At 61.2% G+C, this 14,960-nt stretch carries 13 protein-coding genes; 5 read left to right on the top strand and 8 right to left on the bottom strand.

Annotation, left to right across the window (positions count from 1 at the left end):
* The coding region (gene feoB, locus ABF859_RS07155; protein ID WP_415527084.1) for a ferrous iron transporter B at positions 1–1,342 on the bottom strand (1,342 nt) is incomplete at its 3' end.
* Between the two features lie 5 nt (positions 1,343–1,347).
* Complete coding sequence (locus tag ABF859_RS07150) at positions 1,348–1,590, bottom strand: FeoA family protein (protein WP_415527083.1); 243 nt, start codon at positions 1,588–1,590, stop codon at positions 1,348–1,350.
* A gap of 377 nt (positions 1,591–1,967) precedes the next feature.
* On the opposite strand from ABF859_RS07150, the gene ABF859_RS07145 reads away from it, so the two are divergent.
* A complete protein-coding gene (locus tag ABF859_RS07145; RefSeq protein WP_415527082.1) occupies positions 1,968–2,309 on the top strand; it encodes a metal-sensitive transcriptional regulator in 342 nt (113 codons plus the stop codon).
* Positions 2,310–2,322: 13 nt separating this feature from the next.
* Here ABF859_RS07145 and ABF859_RS07140 read toward each other — a convergent pair whose 3' ends face one another.
* The 4 genes from ABF859_RS07140 to ABF859_RS07125 all read right to left on the bottom strand — a co-directional run bounded on the left by ABF859_RS07140 (position 2,323) and on the right by ABF859_RS07125 (position 5,727).
* Entirely contained in the window at positions 2,323–2,640 is a 318-nt protein-coding gene (locus tag ABF859_RS07140; RefSeq protein ID WP_415527081.1) for a hypothetical protein, read from the bottom strand.
* Positions 2,641–2,666: 26 nt separating this feature from the next.
* Positions 2,667–3,440 carry a copper resistance protein B gene (locus tag ABF859_RS07135; RefSeq protein ID WP_415527080.1) on the bottom strand — a complete coding sequence of 258 codons (774 nt, stop codon included), beginning with the start codon at positions 3,438–3,440 and terminating at the stop codon, positions 2,667–2,669.
* On the bottom strand, positions 3,437–5,245 hold the full coding sequence (locus tag ABF859_RS07130) for a copper resistance system multicopper oxidase (protein WP_415527079.1): 1,809 nt from the start codon (positions 5,243–5,245) through the stop codon (positions 3,437–3,439). The genes ABF859_RS07135 and ABF859_RS07130 overlap by 4 nt, the downstream gene beginning before the upstream one ends.
* An 86-nt stretch (positions 5,246–5,331) precedes the next feature.
* Positions 5,332–5,727, bottom strand: a complete 396-nt coding sequence (locus ABF859_RS07125) for a hypothetical protein (RefSeq protein ID WP_415527078.1) — start codon at positions 5,725–5,727, stop codon at positions 5,332–5,334.
* Positions 5,728–6,028: 301 nt separating this feature from the next.
* Between ABF859_RS07125 and ABF859_RS07120 the strand changes: the two genes are divergently transcribed.
* From ABF859_RS07120 to ABF859_RS07105, 4 genes are all read left to right on the top strand, one after another.
* Entirely contained in the window at positions 6,029–6,241 is a 213-nt protein-coding gene (locus tag ABF859_RS07120; RefSeq protein ID WP_415527077.1) for a heavy-metal-associated domain-containing protein, read from the top strand.
* Positions 6,242–6,392: 151 nt separating this feature from the next.
* Positions 6,393–8,753 carry a TonB-dependent siderophore receptor gene (locus ABF859_RS07115; RefSeq protein ID WP_415527076.1) on the top strand — a complete coding sequence of 787 codons (2,361 nt, stop codon included), beginning with the start codon at positions 6,393–6,395 and terminating at the stop codon, positions 8,751–8,753.
* Positions 8,740–10,452 (top strand): ABC transporter ATP-binding protein/permease, encoded by a 1,713-nt coding sequence (locus ABF859_RS07110; RefSeq protein WP_415527075.1) that lies wholly within the window; start codon positions 8,740–8,742, stop codon positions 10,450–10,452. Before ABF859_RS07115 ends, ABF859_RS07110 begins: the two co-directional genes overlap by 14 nt.
* Positions 10,453–10,524: 72 nt before the next feature.
* Entirely contained in the window at positions 10,525–12,900 is a 2,376-nt protein-coding gene (locus tag ABF859_RS07105) for a heavy metal translocating P-type ATPase (protein ID WP_415527074.1), read from the top strand.
* Between the two features lie 21 nt (positions 12,901–12,921).
* Here the strand turns inward: ABF859_RS07105 and ABF859_RS07100 are convergent, their stop codons facing one another.
* Both ABF859_RS07100 and cysK read right to left on the bottom strand, forming a co-directional pair.
* Entirely contained in the window at positions 12,922–13,590 is a 669-nt protein-coding gene (locus ABF859_RS07100) for an RBBP9/YdeN family alpha/beta hydrolase (RefSeq protein ID WP_415527073.1), read from the bottom strand.
* A 122-nt stretch (positions 13,591–13,712) separates the two neighbouring features.
* Positions 13,713–14,708 carry a cysteine synthase A gene (gene cysK / locus ABF859_RS07095; protein WP_415527072.1) on the bottom strand — a complete coding sequence of 332 codons (996 nt, stop codon included), beginning with the start codon at positions 14,706–14,708 and terminating at the stop codon, positions 13,713–13,715.
* Positions 14,709–14,960: the final 252 nt, after the last annotated feature.

Genomic DNA, 14,960 nt, shown 5'->3' with positions numbered 1-14,960 from the left:
CGAGTGCCAGGCTCTTGAGGTTCGGGCGGCGATAGGGCGGCAGTTCGAGCAGCAGCGGGTGTTCTTCGGACTTCACGCCGCGGGTCATGACACGGGCGGCAATCACGCCGCTGACGATGGCCACGGCATAAAGCCCGAACAGCACCAGCCCCTGAAGCCCGAAGATCCCCAGCACGGTCCGATGCGGCACGAACGCGCCGATCAGCAGCGTATAGACCGGCAGACGCGCCGAACACGTCATGAGCGGCGCAATCAGGATCGTGACCAGCCGGTCCCGCGGGTTCTGGATGGTCCGAGCGGCCATGATGCCGGGAATGGCGCAGGCGAAGCTCGACAGCAGGGGGATAAAGGATCGCCCGCTCAGCCCGGCCAGCGCCATCACGCGGTCCAGCAGGAACGCCGCGCGGGGCAGATAGCCGGACTCCTCAAGCGCCAGGATCCACAGGAACAGGATGAGGATCTGGGGCAGGAATACGATGACCGTACCTGCGCCCGCGATTACCCCATCTGCCAGCAGACTGCGCAGGATGCCGTCCGGAAGCGGCTTCAACACGATCTGCCCGAAAGTCGAGATCCCGCTGTCCAGCCCGTCCATGAGCGGCTGCGCCCATGCGAAAACGGTCTGGAACATGACGAACAGCACGACCAGCAGGATGACCGGCCCCCAGAGCGGATGCAGGAAAATCCGGTCCAGCCGGTCGGTCAGGCGGTCCGTGCCCGCAGCCGGAGCTACGACATAAGTCGCCAGAAGGCGGCGCACTTCCATGTGGGGATCGATCCCGGCCGCGAGCGGCACGGGAGGGGCGGGCAGGGGACGGTCGAGTGCTTCCAGCAGGGGAATAACCCCTGCCCGGTTGAGGCTGATGACCGGGACGATGGGCATGCCGATATCGGCCTGAAGGCCCGCAACGTCGATCCGCATACCATTGCGCCGGGCCTCGTCCATCATGTTCAGGGCTACGATGACGGGCAGGCCGAGCTGTTTCAGTTCCAGCAGGAAGCGCAGGTGCAGGCGCAGATTGGTGGCGGAAATGACGGCCACCAGCATCTGCGGCCGGGGCTCGGTCGGATGTCGCCCCAGACAGACATCACGCGTGACGTCCTCGTCCGGACTGGTCGCATCGAGACTGTAGGCACCCGGCAGATCGAGTACGCGGACGGGGTGGCCCTGCGGGGTTGTGAAGAATCCTTCCTTGCGCTCGACCGTGACGCCGGCATAGTTCGCAACTTTCTGCCGGCTACCGGTGAGCTGGTTGAAGAGCGAGGTCTTGCCGCAGTTCGGGTTTCCTACCAGGGCAATGTGCAGGGCGGGCGCTGTTTGGGCAGGGACTGTCGAACTCATGGAGGTCAGGAGGCGGCCCGGATGCCCACACGGGCGGCTTCGCCCCTGCGGAGGGCAAAGCGGGACGTTCCCAGCCGGACCGCGATCGGATCACCGCCAACAGGGCCGGTCGCCACAACCTGAACGGCCTCACCGGGGACGAAGCCCAGCTCTCCCAGCCGTGTGGCGATCGGATCCAGAGGCGCACGCTGTTCGATCTTCTCGATCACGGCGTGTCCACCCCTGGGCAGTGTATCCAGATACAACATCAGTTCCGTACCCCGGTATTATGGCGGGAGACTGTCAGCTCCGGCCTCTGCCCTAGATAGGCGCATCCGGGCCGTCCGGGAAGGGCAGTGAGAATGATTTGCATCAAGGACGTGAAAGACAGAGGGAAAATGGCAGGTTCCGCAACGGATTTCCGGGATATTCGCGTAGCCCAAAGCGCAGGCGGCGGAAGCCGACGGGACGCATTGTCCATTTCCCGTCCGGGACTCGGCCTTTTCCTGTTCCAAAAACAGATGCACGCAGGGTTGGACTGGCAATTCCCCGCGCAGCGGGGCATACACCGCATTTCGGGTGATCAGTGAGATGAACACGGACGACCGATGGCAAGATCGGCTGTCTGACGGAGGCGGACCCTGTAATGGCAGTATCCCACAAAGACCATGCGCCAGATGTCTGTGAGCATTGCGCATCGCTGGACGATGACGGACGGCGTGTCGAGCAGCCCCGCAAGAAGGCCCTGACAAACCGGGTCCGGCGTATCGAGGGACAGGTGGGCGGTGTTCTCAACATGATTGAGAACGACCGCTACTGCGTGGATATCCTGACCCAGATTTCCGCCGTGAAGTCGGCTCTGGACGGTGTGGCCATCCAGATCCTGTCATCCCACGCCAATGGCTGCGTGCGCCGGGCGGTGCAGGATGACGGTGGAGAAGATGCCATCGACGAGCTTCTCCAGGTCGTTCGCCGGATGATCCGCTGAAAAATCCGCGTGCTTAGCGGTCCAGCGTTTCGCCGGGTGCGGGCTGGCTCGCCATGCCCATGTCCATTTTCTGACAGGCTGCGCGCTGCTGCTTCATTTTCGGCGTCAGGGTGCTCTTCTGCTTGCTGAGCGTTTCAAGATGCTCACACAGGGTCATCTGCTGATCCATGCTCAGCCCGGCCATCGGGTCCTGTGTTTTGGCTGACGGCATGGTCATGTGACTGTTGCCGCCCATGTTCATGTTGCTCATATCCATGCCCGGCATGGACGGATCAGCATAAGCCGTTCCGGTTGCGAGAAGGGCGGTCAGTGCGAGGAAAGTCTTGCGCATGATGGTAGGCTTTCGTGTTGTTGTGATCAGAACCAGCTTCGAACGCCGAAGCTGAAGCGGACGGAGCCGGTGTCGTCGTGCTGGTCACGGGCGATCCGGCGGGCTTGGGTGAGATATCCGGAGTAGGTCACGGCCACGTAGGGCGCGAATTTCCGCCAGAGTTCGTATCGCAGGCGCAGACCGGCATCGACATCCGACAGCCCGGCGCCGGCCTGACGCCCCGCGTCGGATTTCGTGTACAGGTTGAACTCGGCCTGTGGCTGGAGGATCAGGCGGTTGGTCAGCAGGAAGTCGTAAGACCCCTCGACGCGGGCGGCGAAACGTCCGCGGTCGCTGACATAGCCCGTGGCCTCGAACTCGAACTGGTACAGCGCCAGCCCCTGAATCCCGAGCGCGCCCCAGGTGCGGGTCGGGCCGTCATCAAGGTCCATTCGCACGCCGCCCTGCAGGTTCCAGTAGGGCGAGATCGAGCGGGTATAGAGCAGTTCGTGGTCACCATCGCTCAGGCGGCCTTTTTCAAGCGTGCCTTCGGATTTGAGCCAGATCTTGTTGTAGTCACCGCCGAACCACGCCTCGCCATCCCAGCGGAAATCGGTGCCGCCGGGCGCATAGCGGCCTTCAAGCTGGTTGAAGATGCCATGCAGCCAGGTGCCCTGATCCATGGCGGGCTTGATGTTGCCGATATAGACGACCGGCGTCGCCTCCGGCGCATCGGCGGCGTGATAGACCGTCTGGGCGGCGCGGGCCGTACCGGACAGGGCGAGAACGGACAGAACCGTGAGGGAAAGGGCGTGTTTCATGCCACGATCACCGTGCGGAACATGCCCAGATCCATGTGATACATCAGGTGGCAGTGATACGCCCACATGCCGGGGGTATCGGCCGTCACGAGATAGCTCAGCTTGGAGCCCGGCTGGGAAATGATGGTGTGCTTGTAGGGACGGTAATCGCCCTGACCGTTTTCCAGTTCGCTCCACAGACCGTGTAGATGGATCGGATGTTCCATCATTGTGTCGTTGATGAGTGTAAAACGCACGCGTTCGCCGAGCTTGAGGCGGATCGGGCCGGATTCCGAGAACTTCCGGCCGTTCATGCCCCAGATATAGCGTTCCATGTTGCCGGTCAGGTGCAGGATGATTTCCCGCGTTGGCGGCCGCAGGTCCGCTCCGGGGCGCGTGGCGCGGAGCTGCTTATAGTTCAGGACACGGCGGCCGTTGTTCTCCAGCCCGTCGCCGGGGCTGCCCGTCCGGTCGATGGGCATCATGGCGCGCATCTGATTTTCGACATTGATGGGGGGCGGCCCGGGATCGTCCACCTCCATTTTCGGCATGGCCATGTGGCTCATATCCATGCCCTTCATGTCCATGCCGTGCATGTCCATTCCGGCCATGTCGCCATTCATCTTCATGCCGGACATATCGCCCGATATGTCCATGTCCTTCATGCTTTCGCCGGGCTTCATGTTCCCCATGCCCATGTCCACCATGGTGCGGACGGGACGCGGGTCCATGGAGGGCAGGGGGGCGATCATGCCCTCGCGTGGAGCGAGGGTGCCGCGTGCGTAGCCGGTGCGGTCCTCGCTCTGGGCGAAAATGGCATAGGCGCGGTCGTCCTTCGGCTGGACGATCACGTCATAGGTCTCCGCCACGCCGATGCGAAACTCGTCCACGGGGACGGGCTCGATATCGTTGCCGTCAGCCTGCACGACCAGCATTTCGAGCCCCGGAATCCGGACGTCGAAGAAGGTCATGGTCGAGCCGTTGATGAAGCGCAGGCGGACCTTCTCGCCGGGCCTGAACAGGCCGCTCCAGTTCATGTCGGGGGCATGGCCGTTCAGTGTGTAGGTGTAGATCGCGCCTGAGACATCCGAGATATCGGTCGCCGCCATGCGCATTTTCGACCAGGCCAGACGGTCTGCAAGCGCGGCGCCCGCACTGCCCGCCTCGCGCGCTTCCTTGGGGAAGGAGGCTGCCGTGCGCTGGCGGAAGACGTAATAATCGTCCTGCATCTTGAGGTTGCTGACGATGTCATGGGGCATGACATCCGTCCATTCGCCCAGAAAGATGACGTAATCGCGGTCGCAGGGGTTCGGGTCCGGACGGCGCGGGTCGATGACCAGCGCGCCATACAGCCCCATCGCCTCCTGCATCCCGGAATGGCTGTGATACCAATAGGTGCCGCTCTGATGGAGCTTGAAGCGATAAGTGAAAGTCTCGCCCGGTGCGATGCCGCCGAAGCTCAGCCCCGGTACGCCGTCCATGTTCGAAGGTGTGCGGATGCCGTGCCAGTGGATCGAAGTGGGCTCATTCAGCGTGTTGGTGACGTTGATGCTGACGGTATCACCCTGTTTCCAGCGCAGGATCGGACCCGGCACCGTGCCACCGGCGGTCGGCGCGTGCATGGTCTTGCCATCGAGCGAGATGCGCGTATGGCCGATCTTCAGATCCCACCGGTCGGACGGCAGGGGGGGTATGATACCGGAAGAGGCCTTGGACGAGAATGCGTGCGAGGTGCGGGGCAGGGCCGCCAGAAGGCCGCCTGCGCCAATACCCGTTACGAAACGTCGTCGTGTCAGGCCGCCCCGGAAGCGGGACGGAAAGGTCATGAGAAAAATCCGCGAAAATGACAGAGGATCAGGTCCTGTCTGCCTTTTGCGGGCAGCAGGACGGGTCCACGCCTGTCAGGCGTGCGTCAGAGTACGCGGAGTTTTGGTGGGGGAGAGGCCGGAATCCAGTCCGTGCCGCTGAAACGGTCGTGCCGTGCGGACGCAAAGGCACGACCCGCCAGACGGACGGGACCGGACGGGTGGATGGCCGCCACGGTCAGCATGGGTTCGGTCGAGACCACATGCGTATGACAGCAGCCTTCGGAGGACTGCTGGGAATGGGGGATCGCGTGGAACGCCGACGTGCTGCAGCAGTCCGTGGTTTCGGTCTTCTGGTGATGGACCATGTGGTGCATCGCCATGGCCATGTGATGGGGGGCTTCGGGTCGGGCCTGCGCGGTGGACGTGCCGAGCAGAAGCCCGACCTGCATCAGCAGGCAGGCCAGCAGGCCGATCCAGATCCGGGCATGTGTCCTGACCATCAGAAGTCCCAGCAAAGGTAAGAAACAGAGCGATCCGGTGTGCGAATCTGTTGTGATCCTATACCCACCCCGGGGATCGGGAAAGATTATTTTTCCGGACAAAAAAATGACTTGTCGAATCTGTTTCGTTGGCAATATGAAAAATGCATACCCCGGTGCGGTATATAAAACATAAAAATATAGTGGAATACGGCCTATTGCCAGAATCGTTTCATGGTGAATAGTTGTATAAACCGTACCCCCGCTCCGTATGTTGATATGCCGCCACGGGGTCAGGCCTCTTTTTCAAGGATTTCGTGACATGACAGAAACAGCACACATGACGGTCGAGGGAATGTCCTGCAATGGCTGCTCCGGCAAGCTGCAGCGCGCTCTGGAGGCCGTTGATGGCGTCACGGCAGTCGAGATCGTTCTCGATGGCGGTAAGGTGACGGTGTCTTACGACCCGGCCCGGGTTTCGCCTGCCGCTTTCAGTGACGTTGTCGAAGACACCGGATTTGACGTCGTTTCCTGAGGCCCGACACGCCTCCTCCTGAAAAGATGGTGCGGGCCAGGTCTGCCAGATTCGGAACAGGAGCGTTTCATTACCGGCCCCATGCCGCTACACCCTGCTTCAGGACGCGGGATGTTGCATGGCGCCGGCATGTCTCTCTAGGACAGACACTATGACACAGCATGGCACTTCAGTTCGCCGCCGGCACAGCCTTTCCGCCATTTCCCACAATGCCCTGATCTGGGGCGGCCTGATGGCGGGAGTCTGCCCTGTGGCTATGGCCGACACGGTTGCAGGTCGGACCGGAAATCACTCGCCCGTTTGCCATGCCACACACAGGACGCTTCATCCGGTTCACTGTGGTTCGCAGCATGCGTCCGCGACTGCTGCTCCGCAGTCTGTGAAAACGTCCGCTGCGCCTGCCGCGACGGCTGCCACGGCTGCACCTGCCGCTGCCATCGCGCAGGCTTCCAGCGATCTGGACGGGAGCGAGGCGGAAAACATTCAGGTCCTGGGGACCAATCACACCTATACCGCACCTGCCGTCGAGGCCTGGGGCAAGAGCCCGGTGGCCCTGAAGGATGTGCCGCAGTCCGTTTCGGTCATCACCCAGCAGCGCATGGAAGATTCCAACATGCTGACGATGGCGGATGCCATGCGCCAGATCAACGGCATCCGCGTCCTGCCCGGCTCCACCGCCAATTCGAACTACTATTCCCGCGGCTACCAGCTCACGACTTCCGTGGATGGTACACCCAGTGCGGCCGGAACGCTCAATACCGCCGCGTTCGATCTGTCGATGTATGACCGTATCGAGGTTCTGCGGGGGTCGTCGGGTCTGCTGCAGGGCGGTGGCGGCGCGGGCGGCGTCGTCAATCAGGTTACGAAAAAGCCCGGACGTGATTTTGCCGTCAGTGGCAATGCGATGGTTGGCAGTTTCAACAACTATCGCGGCGACGTGGACATGACCATTCCGCTGAATCACTCGAAAACGCTCCGTTTCCGGACGGCGGACCTGTTTCAGGACAACGATTACTTCTACAAATACGCCCATACCCGCAAATGGCAGGCTTACGGCGCGCTGGAATGGGACATCACGCCCACGACCACATTCGTCGTTTCCCATGCCCGCCAGCAGCAGGATAATCAGGCCCCTTATTATGGCCTGCCCCTGAAGGACGACAATACGCTGTGGACAGGAAGCCGCGATGCGAACCCGAGCCAGAGCTGGGGGTATTCAAACTACATGACGCAGCAGACGATCGCGTCCATCAACCAGAAGCTCTGGGGTGACTGGACGGCGACCGCGCGCGCCACCTTCTATGACCAGAGCTACAACACATTCTACAACGAGCCCTGGGAAAAGATCAGCACCAAGACCGGGCTCGTGGAATACGCCGATTATGGCATTTCGAAATTCAAGGGGACGAACAGTTCGCGTTCGGCTGATGTCTACGCGCAGGGCAGCTTCCATCTCCTGAACCGGACCCATCATGCGCTGTTCGGATTCAACTACAATTCCTATGAACAGGTCACGAAATACGCCAACAATACCTGCGATGCAGTCTATAACGTCAGCCTGAACAACTCGAATGCCGTCAAACAGCCTTCCGCAAGCTGCTTCAATTACAATACCGATCCTGACGGCTGGGGCACGGACGACTACGCCTATCAGTGGGGGTTCTATGGACAGCTTCGTCTGGAAATTATCCGGCACCTGTCCCTGATCCTGGGTGGCCGCGTATCGCGCTATTACGAGAAGCTGCAATATATCCAGCCGTCTCCGAAGACGGAGTGGGCGACGACGTCAAACATTCATGGCCAGCTCACGCCCTATCTGGGCACCGTCTACCAGATCACGCCGAACATCTCGTGGTATGCCAGCTATTCCAGCATCTTCACGCCTTCGGTCGGCAAGCAGACCTATCACGGGGGCGGTCTAGATCCGCAGGAAGGCAATCAGATCGAAACCGGCTTCAAGGCGGAATATTTCCACGGCCGCCTGAATATCTCGTCCGCGCTGTTCCGGATGGAAAGCGTAAACCAGCCGGTGCAGGATCCCTATCATTCGCAGTTCTACATCACCACTGGCCCGATCCGGCGTCAGGGCTGGGAGGCGCAGATCGATGGTGAAATCCTGCCGGGGCTCGATGTCTCGATCGGCTACACCTATCTGGACACGAAAGTGTCGAACTCGAAGGTCAGCGATTTCGGCGGCGTGTATTCCCCGCATCACATGTTCAAGTCCTGGGTGCATTACAACGTCCCCCACGGTCGCCTGAAGGGGCTCAATTTCGGTGCGGGTATTGATGCCAACAGCAATCTGCGCGGCAGCTATGCCACGACCGTTCAGGGCGGTTACATGACGCTGGACAGCATGATCGGCTACCGGATCAACAGGCATCTGAAACTTCAGCTCAATGCCACAAACCTGACCAACCGGTACTACTATGAGCGTGCCAGCGGTCAGTGGCAGTTCAACTTCCCCGCCGCTCCCCGAAGCTTCATGGCCACACTTCGTGCAAACTACTGACGAGACGACCCCGCCACATTCCCTTTCGGACTGGAAGGTTCTTTTCCCCTACTGGAAATCCGAAGAGAAGTGGTGGGCCTGGGCCCTTCTGGGCGGCACGATCGGACTGTCCGTGCTGTATGTTCAGTCCGCCGTCTGGTTCGGGGCCTGGTATCACCGCTTCTTTGATGCGTTCTTTGCCGGGCAGGTGGGGCACTGTCTGGGGATGCTGCCCCTGTACCTTCTGGTGACGGTCGGCTCGGTCGGCATCCATGTTACCCAGACCTACCTGACGCAGGTGCTGTCCATGCGCTGGCGCCTGTGGAACACGCGGGTCTATCTGCGGCAGTACCTGTCGGAAGAGGCATATTACCGGCTCGAACATGGTCCGAACCGGGCGGACAACCCCGATCAGCGTATCGCGGATGACCTGTCCCAGATGACGGTCCAGACGCTCAAGCTGGGTCTGGACGCCATCGATGCCGTGACCACGCTCCTGTCCTTCGCTGTCGTTCTATGGAACATCGGGGGGGTATTGTCCTTCGACTGGGGCGGCCATCATTTCGGCATCCCCGGCTATCTTTTTCTGGGTGCGGCCATCACAACGCTGGCGGCTTCCGGGATTCTGGAGCGGTTCGGCTCCCCTCTGATCGGTGCGAATTACCGTCAGCAGCATTTCGATGCCGATCTGCGTGCGGGTCTGATGGACATCCGCCGCAATTCCGAACAGATTGCCTTTTATGGCGGCGAAAACGCCGAGCATCTGCGGCTGTCCGGATATCTGAGCCATATCGCCACGAACTGGCGCAGCGTTGTCCGTTACACCTGGCGGGTCAATTTCATTGGTGAGCTTTATACAGGGGTGGCGACGATTCCGCTCTGGCTGATGCTGGCCCCGAAAGCCATGGCCCACGCCCTGAGTTTCGGGCTCTATTCCCAGATCAACTCCGCTTACACGCAGGTCCGGCTTAGTCTGGAATGGTTCATTTTCAATTATGCCGATCTGGCGACCATGCGCTCCGTGCTTCAGCGTCTGGGCGAGTTCGAGCGGGTGGTCAGCCAGCAGCCCCAGAGCGGCATCGAGCGTTCCGCATCGGAAAGCCCCACTGTCCAGACCCGTGATCTGGCCCTGTGTCGGCCGGATGGAACCCCGATCACGCGGATCGGGACCCTGACGATGGAGGGGGGCGAACGCTGGCTGGTCCGTGGGCCGTCGGGTTCGGGAAAAAGCACCTTCCTGCGTGCCCTCGCCGGGCTGTGGCGTCACGGCAGCGGGGACGTGTCCTTCAACATCCGTCAGGCCATGTTCCTACCCCAGCGCAGCTATGTGCCATCCGGAACCCTCCGTCAGGCTCTGAGCTATCCCGCAACGCCTGACCGTTACGAAACAGCTTCCTGTCAGAAGACTCTGGAGGCCGTGAATCTGGCGGGATACAGCCATCGTCTGGAAGAAGTTGCGGAGTGGGGCGATGTGCTGTCTCCAGGCGAACAGCAGCGTCTGGCGGTGGCGCGGGCGCTCCTGTTCCGGCCTGCGATCCTGTTTCTGGACGAGGCGACCTCCGCTCTGGACGAGACCAATGAACGCCGCCTTTACGAGGCTCTTCTTTCCACGCTGCCCGACACCACCTTCATCAGTGTGGCGCATCGCGAGGCCCTGAAGGTCTTCCACGATCATGAGATTGTTCTTGGTACTGAAAATGCCCTCATTTTCCATGCTTGAAAAATAGGGTGGTGGGGTATATTTCTCACGTACTCTTTGCAGACTCCTTCTAGCCGACAGGACCCCTTCCAGATGTCAGAAACGATCAGTTTCCCCGTCGGCGGCATGACCTGCGCCGCCTGCGCCGCACGGATCGAAAAAGTCCTCAACCGTCAGGACGGTGTGAAGGCGACGGTCAATTTCGCCTCGGAACGCGCGCAGGTTGCGTTTGAAAATACCGCGTCTTCCATTGAAAGCGTTGTGGCCGCCGTACGTCGCGCAGGCTTCTCCGTGGACGAGCAGAGCCTTGACCTGTCGCTGTCGGGCATGACCTGCGCGGCGTGTGCGGCCCGGATTGAAAAGATCCTGAACCGCCAGCCTTCCGTACAGGCCAGCGTCAACTTCGCGGCCGAACGCGCGCATATCAATTACATCCCCGGTGTGGTCGAACCGGCTTTTCTGATCGGGAAGATCGAAAAGGCCGGTTTCGGTGCAACGCGGTTGGACGAGGGGACACGCGAGGACCCGAAGGCCAAGCGTGAAGCCGTCTGGAAACGTGAACGCAACCGCTTCATTCTAACGCTTGTCCTGTCCCTGCCGCTCTTTGCCGAGATGATCGGCATGTTCTTCGGCCGCATGATCGTGCCGGTACCGGTGCAGTTCCTGTTCGCGACGATCGTGCAGCTCGTCTGTGGCGCGCATCTGTATCGCAGGGCCTGGAATGCCGTGCGCGGCGGGTCGGCCAACATGGATGTGCTGGTGGTGCTGGGAACGTCCATTGCCTGGCTGTTCAGTGCGGTTGTGGTGGTGTTCGGGCTGCACCAGCATGTTTATTTCGAAGCCAGCGCGTCTATCATTACGCTGATTTCGCTCGGCAAGCTCATGGAAACACGCGCCAAGAACCGGACCAGTGCCGGGATCGAGAGCCTGCTCCAGCTTCAGCCGCAGATCGCCCATGTCGAACGCGACGGCGTGATAGTGGATCGCGCGGTTGCGGACATGCATGTCGGGGACATTTTCGTCGTGCGTCCGGGCGAGAGCGTACCGGTGGATGGTGAGATCATCGAGGGCGTGTCCGAAGTCAACGAATCCATGCTGACGGGTGAGAGCGTGCCGGTTCTCAAGGAAGTCGGACAGGACGTCTTTGGCGGCACGATGAATGCCAACGGCGCGCTGCGTGTCCGGGCGACCGGTGTGGGTGCGGATACGGCGCTGGCGCGGATCGTGAAAATGGTCGAGCAGGCGCAGGGCTCGAAGGCCAATGTGCAGCGTCTGGCCGACCGGGTTTCGGGCATTTTCGTGCCCACCGTGATCGGGATTGCCGTTCTCACCTTCCTGATCGGCTGGGCTGTGACCGGCTCCGCGACATGGAGTCTTGTCTCCGCCGTATCCGTGTTGGTGATTGCCTGCCCGTGTTCGCTGGGTCTGGCGACGCCGACGGCCATTATGGTCGGGACGGGACGCGGGGCGCAGTCCGGTATCCTGTTCCGCAACGCGGATGCGCTGGAACGGGCCGAGAAGCTGAAGACCATCATCGTGGACAAGACCGGCACCCTGACGCAGGGCCGTCCCACGGTGTCCGCCGTCCATCCGGCAGAGGGCATGTCGGTGGAGACGCTTCTGAGCGTCGCCCATGCCCTTGAGCACAACTCCGAGCATCCGCTGGCCCGCGCCATTGTGGACTATACGGAAAGTCATGGGATCAGCGCTGTCGTCGCAGCGGAAGGCTTTCAGGCGGTTCCGGGCAAGGGTGTGGTGGCGCGGTTCGCTGGACAGGAAGCGCGTCTGGGCTCCCCGTCTTTCATGCAGGAGAGCGGGCTGGACCTGTCATCCCTGCCGGTCGCGGCGCTGGAAAGCGAAGGCAATACCGTCATCGCCGTGGCGCAGGGCAGTCAGGCTCTGGGAGTCATCGCACTGGCGGATGAACTGCGCGCCGATGCCGTGGCGACGGTGACGGCTCTCAAGGCGCGGGGCATCCGGGTCGTGATGCTGACCGGTGACAATGAACGTGCGGCGTCGGTCGTGGCCCGTCAGGTCGGTGTGGACGACTATCTGGCTGGTGTGCTGCCGGAGCACAAAGCAGACGGTGTTGCGAAATACCGCTCCGAAGGAGATCTGGTCGGCATGGTGGGCGATGGCATCAACGACGCGCCGGCTCTGGCCGCCGCGGATGTCGGGTTCGCCATTGGCGCAGGCTCTGCCGTGGCCCTTGATACGGCCGATGTCGTGCTGATGAAGAGCGAGATGACAGGGGTTCTGGACGCGATTTCCCTGTCTCATGCCACGCTGTCCAAGATCCGGCAGAACCTGTTCTTCGCTTTCATCTACAACATCCTTGGTCTGCCGCTGGCGGCTTTCGGGATGCTGAACCCGATCGTGGCGGGCGCTGCCATGGCCATGAGTTCTGTCTCGGTGGTCAGCAATTCCCTGCTGCTCACCCGCTGGAAACCGCTCGCCAGCAAATCCTGAGGCAGACTGCTCCGGGTGCCTTTACTGCACCCGGAACGGGAGTTTCCTGCGGGCGAAATCGAGCATGGCTGTTGCGCCATGCTCCCACAGGCCCAGCGGTTCGCTGCTTCCGATATGGCCAACCGCGCCCGCTTCCAGAAAATCCGTCTGCCACTGACTGGCCAGATCCCGCGCGCGGGGCAGGGACAGCCAGGGGTCGTTGCTGCTCGCCATGATGGCTGTGGGGACTGGCAGGGGCATGTGGGGAAGCGGCCCGAAAGCGCGGATGCGTTCGACTTCCGGATGTGCTGTCTGGTCGATATCCGCAGGCGCCACCAGAAAAGCCCCGGCAACTTTCTGGCCACCATGACGGCTCAGCCACTTCGCACTCAGCACAGCGCCGAGACTATGAGCGATCAGAAACACCGGGCGTGATGAGGTCTCGACTGCCGCGGTGAGCGTTGCCTCCCAGTCGGCTGGGACAGGGTTTTCCCAGTCCGTCTGCTGAAGGCGCCTCAGGCCATAAGCCTGTTCCCAGTGCGACTGCCAGTGATCCGGGCCGGAGCCGAATAGCCCCGGCACCAGCAGGAGTTCGACCTGCTGGCCGAGACGTTGGAACCTGCCGGCGATCTGCTGTCGCGTTGTATCGGACAGGCCATGCGTTGCCCAGGCGGGATCGAAAGAGGTCGGACGGCCGGAAAACAGGTTCATGACGTTATCTCCTCTCAGCCGTGCCGACTCTTATGCAGAGGCCGGAACAGGACTTTGAATTAATAACGAACACATATGGATATTAAATAAAACAACTTTAATAAATAGTTATTACACGGTGGTCAGGCCAGCCCATCAAAAAGCTGTGTGGAGAGATAGCGTTCCGCAAAAGAAGGGACGATGGCCACGATCGTCTTGCCGCGACTGGAGGGCTTGCGGGCCAGCTCCATCCCGGCAAACAGCGCAGCGCCCGAAGAAATGCCGATGGGAATCCCTTCGACCGCCGCACACAGACGCGCAGTTGCCACGGCCTCCTGCTCGGAGACCTCGAACACGCCGTCGAGAGCCTTGAGATCCAGCGTGTCGGGCTCAAAGCCCGGTCCGATGCCCTGAATGCCATGCGGGCCCGGTTCATCGCCATGCAGGACCGCGCTTTCCCGTGGTTCCACGCCATAGATCTTGATGGATTTGCGATGTTTCTTCAGGCCGTGCGCAATGCCCGAAGCCGTACCGCCTGTTCCCAGACCGGCCACGACCATATCGACCTTGCCTGCCGTATCTTCCCAGATTTCCTGGGCCGTCGTGGCTTCATGCACCGCTGGATTCGCATCGTTTTCGAACTGGCTCGGCATCCAGGCGTCGGGCAGGGTGCGGTTGAGCTGTTCGGCGCGCTCGATGGCGCCGGCCATGCCACGGGAGGCGGGGGTCAGTTCGGTGTCCGCGCCCATCAGGCGCAGCATCTTGCGGCGCTCGGTCGAAGCGTTCTCCGGCATGGTGACGATCAGCCGATACCCCAGCGCCACGGCCGCGAAAGCCAGCGAAATACCGGTATTGCCGGAAGTCGGCTCGATCAGAACCGTCCGCCCCGGCGTGATGAGGCCGCGCGCTTCGGCGTCCAGCAGCATGGCCACGCCGATCCGGTCCTTGACGGAGCCGAGGGGATTGAAGAACTCAAGTTTGAGCAGAAGACGGCCGTGGAGGCGCTCACGCTGGGTCAGGTGGGGGAGTGCTACCAGCGGCGTGCCTCCCACCGTTTCCAGAAAGGAGTTGAAAACGCGGCCCCGGGGGGCGGCATAACCCTCGAACGGGGCAGGGGACAGCGAAACCTTCTTGCTCATGGCCTCACTTAACACGGGAAATGGGGAAAAGGGCAGACGGTAAATGACGACTTTCTTTATAACCAATAAAAAAAGTTATTACGTTAAGTCTGTCGCTATCACATCATGTTCATGCGTTATATGTTGACGTCGTGTCCCGTTTCATCGTATCTGACCCCTTCCAGTGGCATCCACAACAACAGGACCAGCCGGTCAATGATGTGTCGAATGTGTAGCTCGCAGCGCAAACGCTGCCCCGCTTCAGGTCCGGAG

Source organism: Gluconobacter sp., assembly GCF_047722525.1.
Taxonomy (GTDB): Bacteria; Pseudomonadota; Alphaproteobacteria; order Acetobacterales; family Acetobacteraceae; genus Gluconobacter.
The sequence above is the reverse complement of the archived record's forward strand: the minus strand, read 5'-3'. Positions and strand labels throughout refer to the sequence as shown.

What these genes read in the sequence shown, in the direction of transcription:
- ABF859_RS07145 (WP_415527082.1), top strand. Translation starts at nt 1,968, where the DNA reads ATGGCAGTATCCCACAAAGACCATGCGCCAGATGTCTGTGAGCATTGC.
- ABF859_RS07150 (WP_415527083.1), bottom strand. Translation starts at nt 1,590, where the DNA reads ATGTTGTATCTGGATACACTGCCCAGGGGTGGACACGCCGTGATCGAG.
- ABF859_RS07125 (WP_415527078.1), bottom strand. Translation starts at nt 5,727, where the DNA reads ATGGTCAGGACACATGCCCGGATCTGGATCGGCCTGCTGGCCTGCCTG.
- ABF859_RS07100 (WP_415527073.1), bottom strand. Translation starts at nt 13,590, where the DNA reads ATGAACCTGTTTTCCGGCCGTCCGACCTCTTTCGATCCCGCCTGGGCA.
- ABF859_RS07115 (WP_415527076.1), top strand. Translation starts at nt 6,393, where the DNA reads ATGACACAGCATGGCACTTCAGTTCGCCGCCGGCACAGCCTTTCCGCC.
- ABF859_RS07130 (WP_415527079.1), bottom strand. Translation starts at nt 5,245, where the DNA reads ATGACCTTTCCGTCCCGCTTCCGGGGCGGCCTGACACGACGACGTTTC.
- ABF859_RS07135 (WP_415527080.1), bottom strand. Translation starts at nt 3,440, where the DNA reads ATGAAACACGCCCTTTCCCTCACGGTTCTGTCCGTTCTCGCCCTGTCC.
- ABF859_RS07120 (WP_415527077.1), top strand. Translation starts at nt 6,029, where the DNA reads ATGACAGAAACAGCACACATGACGGTCGAGGGAATGTCCTGCAATGGC.
- ABF859_RS07105 (WP_415527074.1), top strand. Translation starts at nt 10,525, where the DNA reads ATGTCAGAAACGATCAGTTTCCCCGTCGGCGGCATGACCTGCGCCGCC.
- ABF859_RS07140 (WP_415527081.1), bottom strand. Translation starts at nt 2,640, where the DNA reads ATGCGCAAGACTTTCCTCGCACTGACCGCCCTTCTCGCAACCGGAACG.
- cysK (WP_415527072.1), bottom strand. Translation starts at nt 14,708, where the DNA reads ATGAGCAAGAAGGTTTCGCTGTCCCCTGCCCCGTTCGAGGGTTATGCC.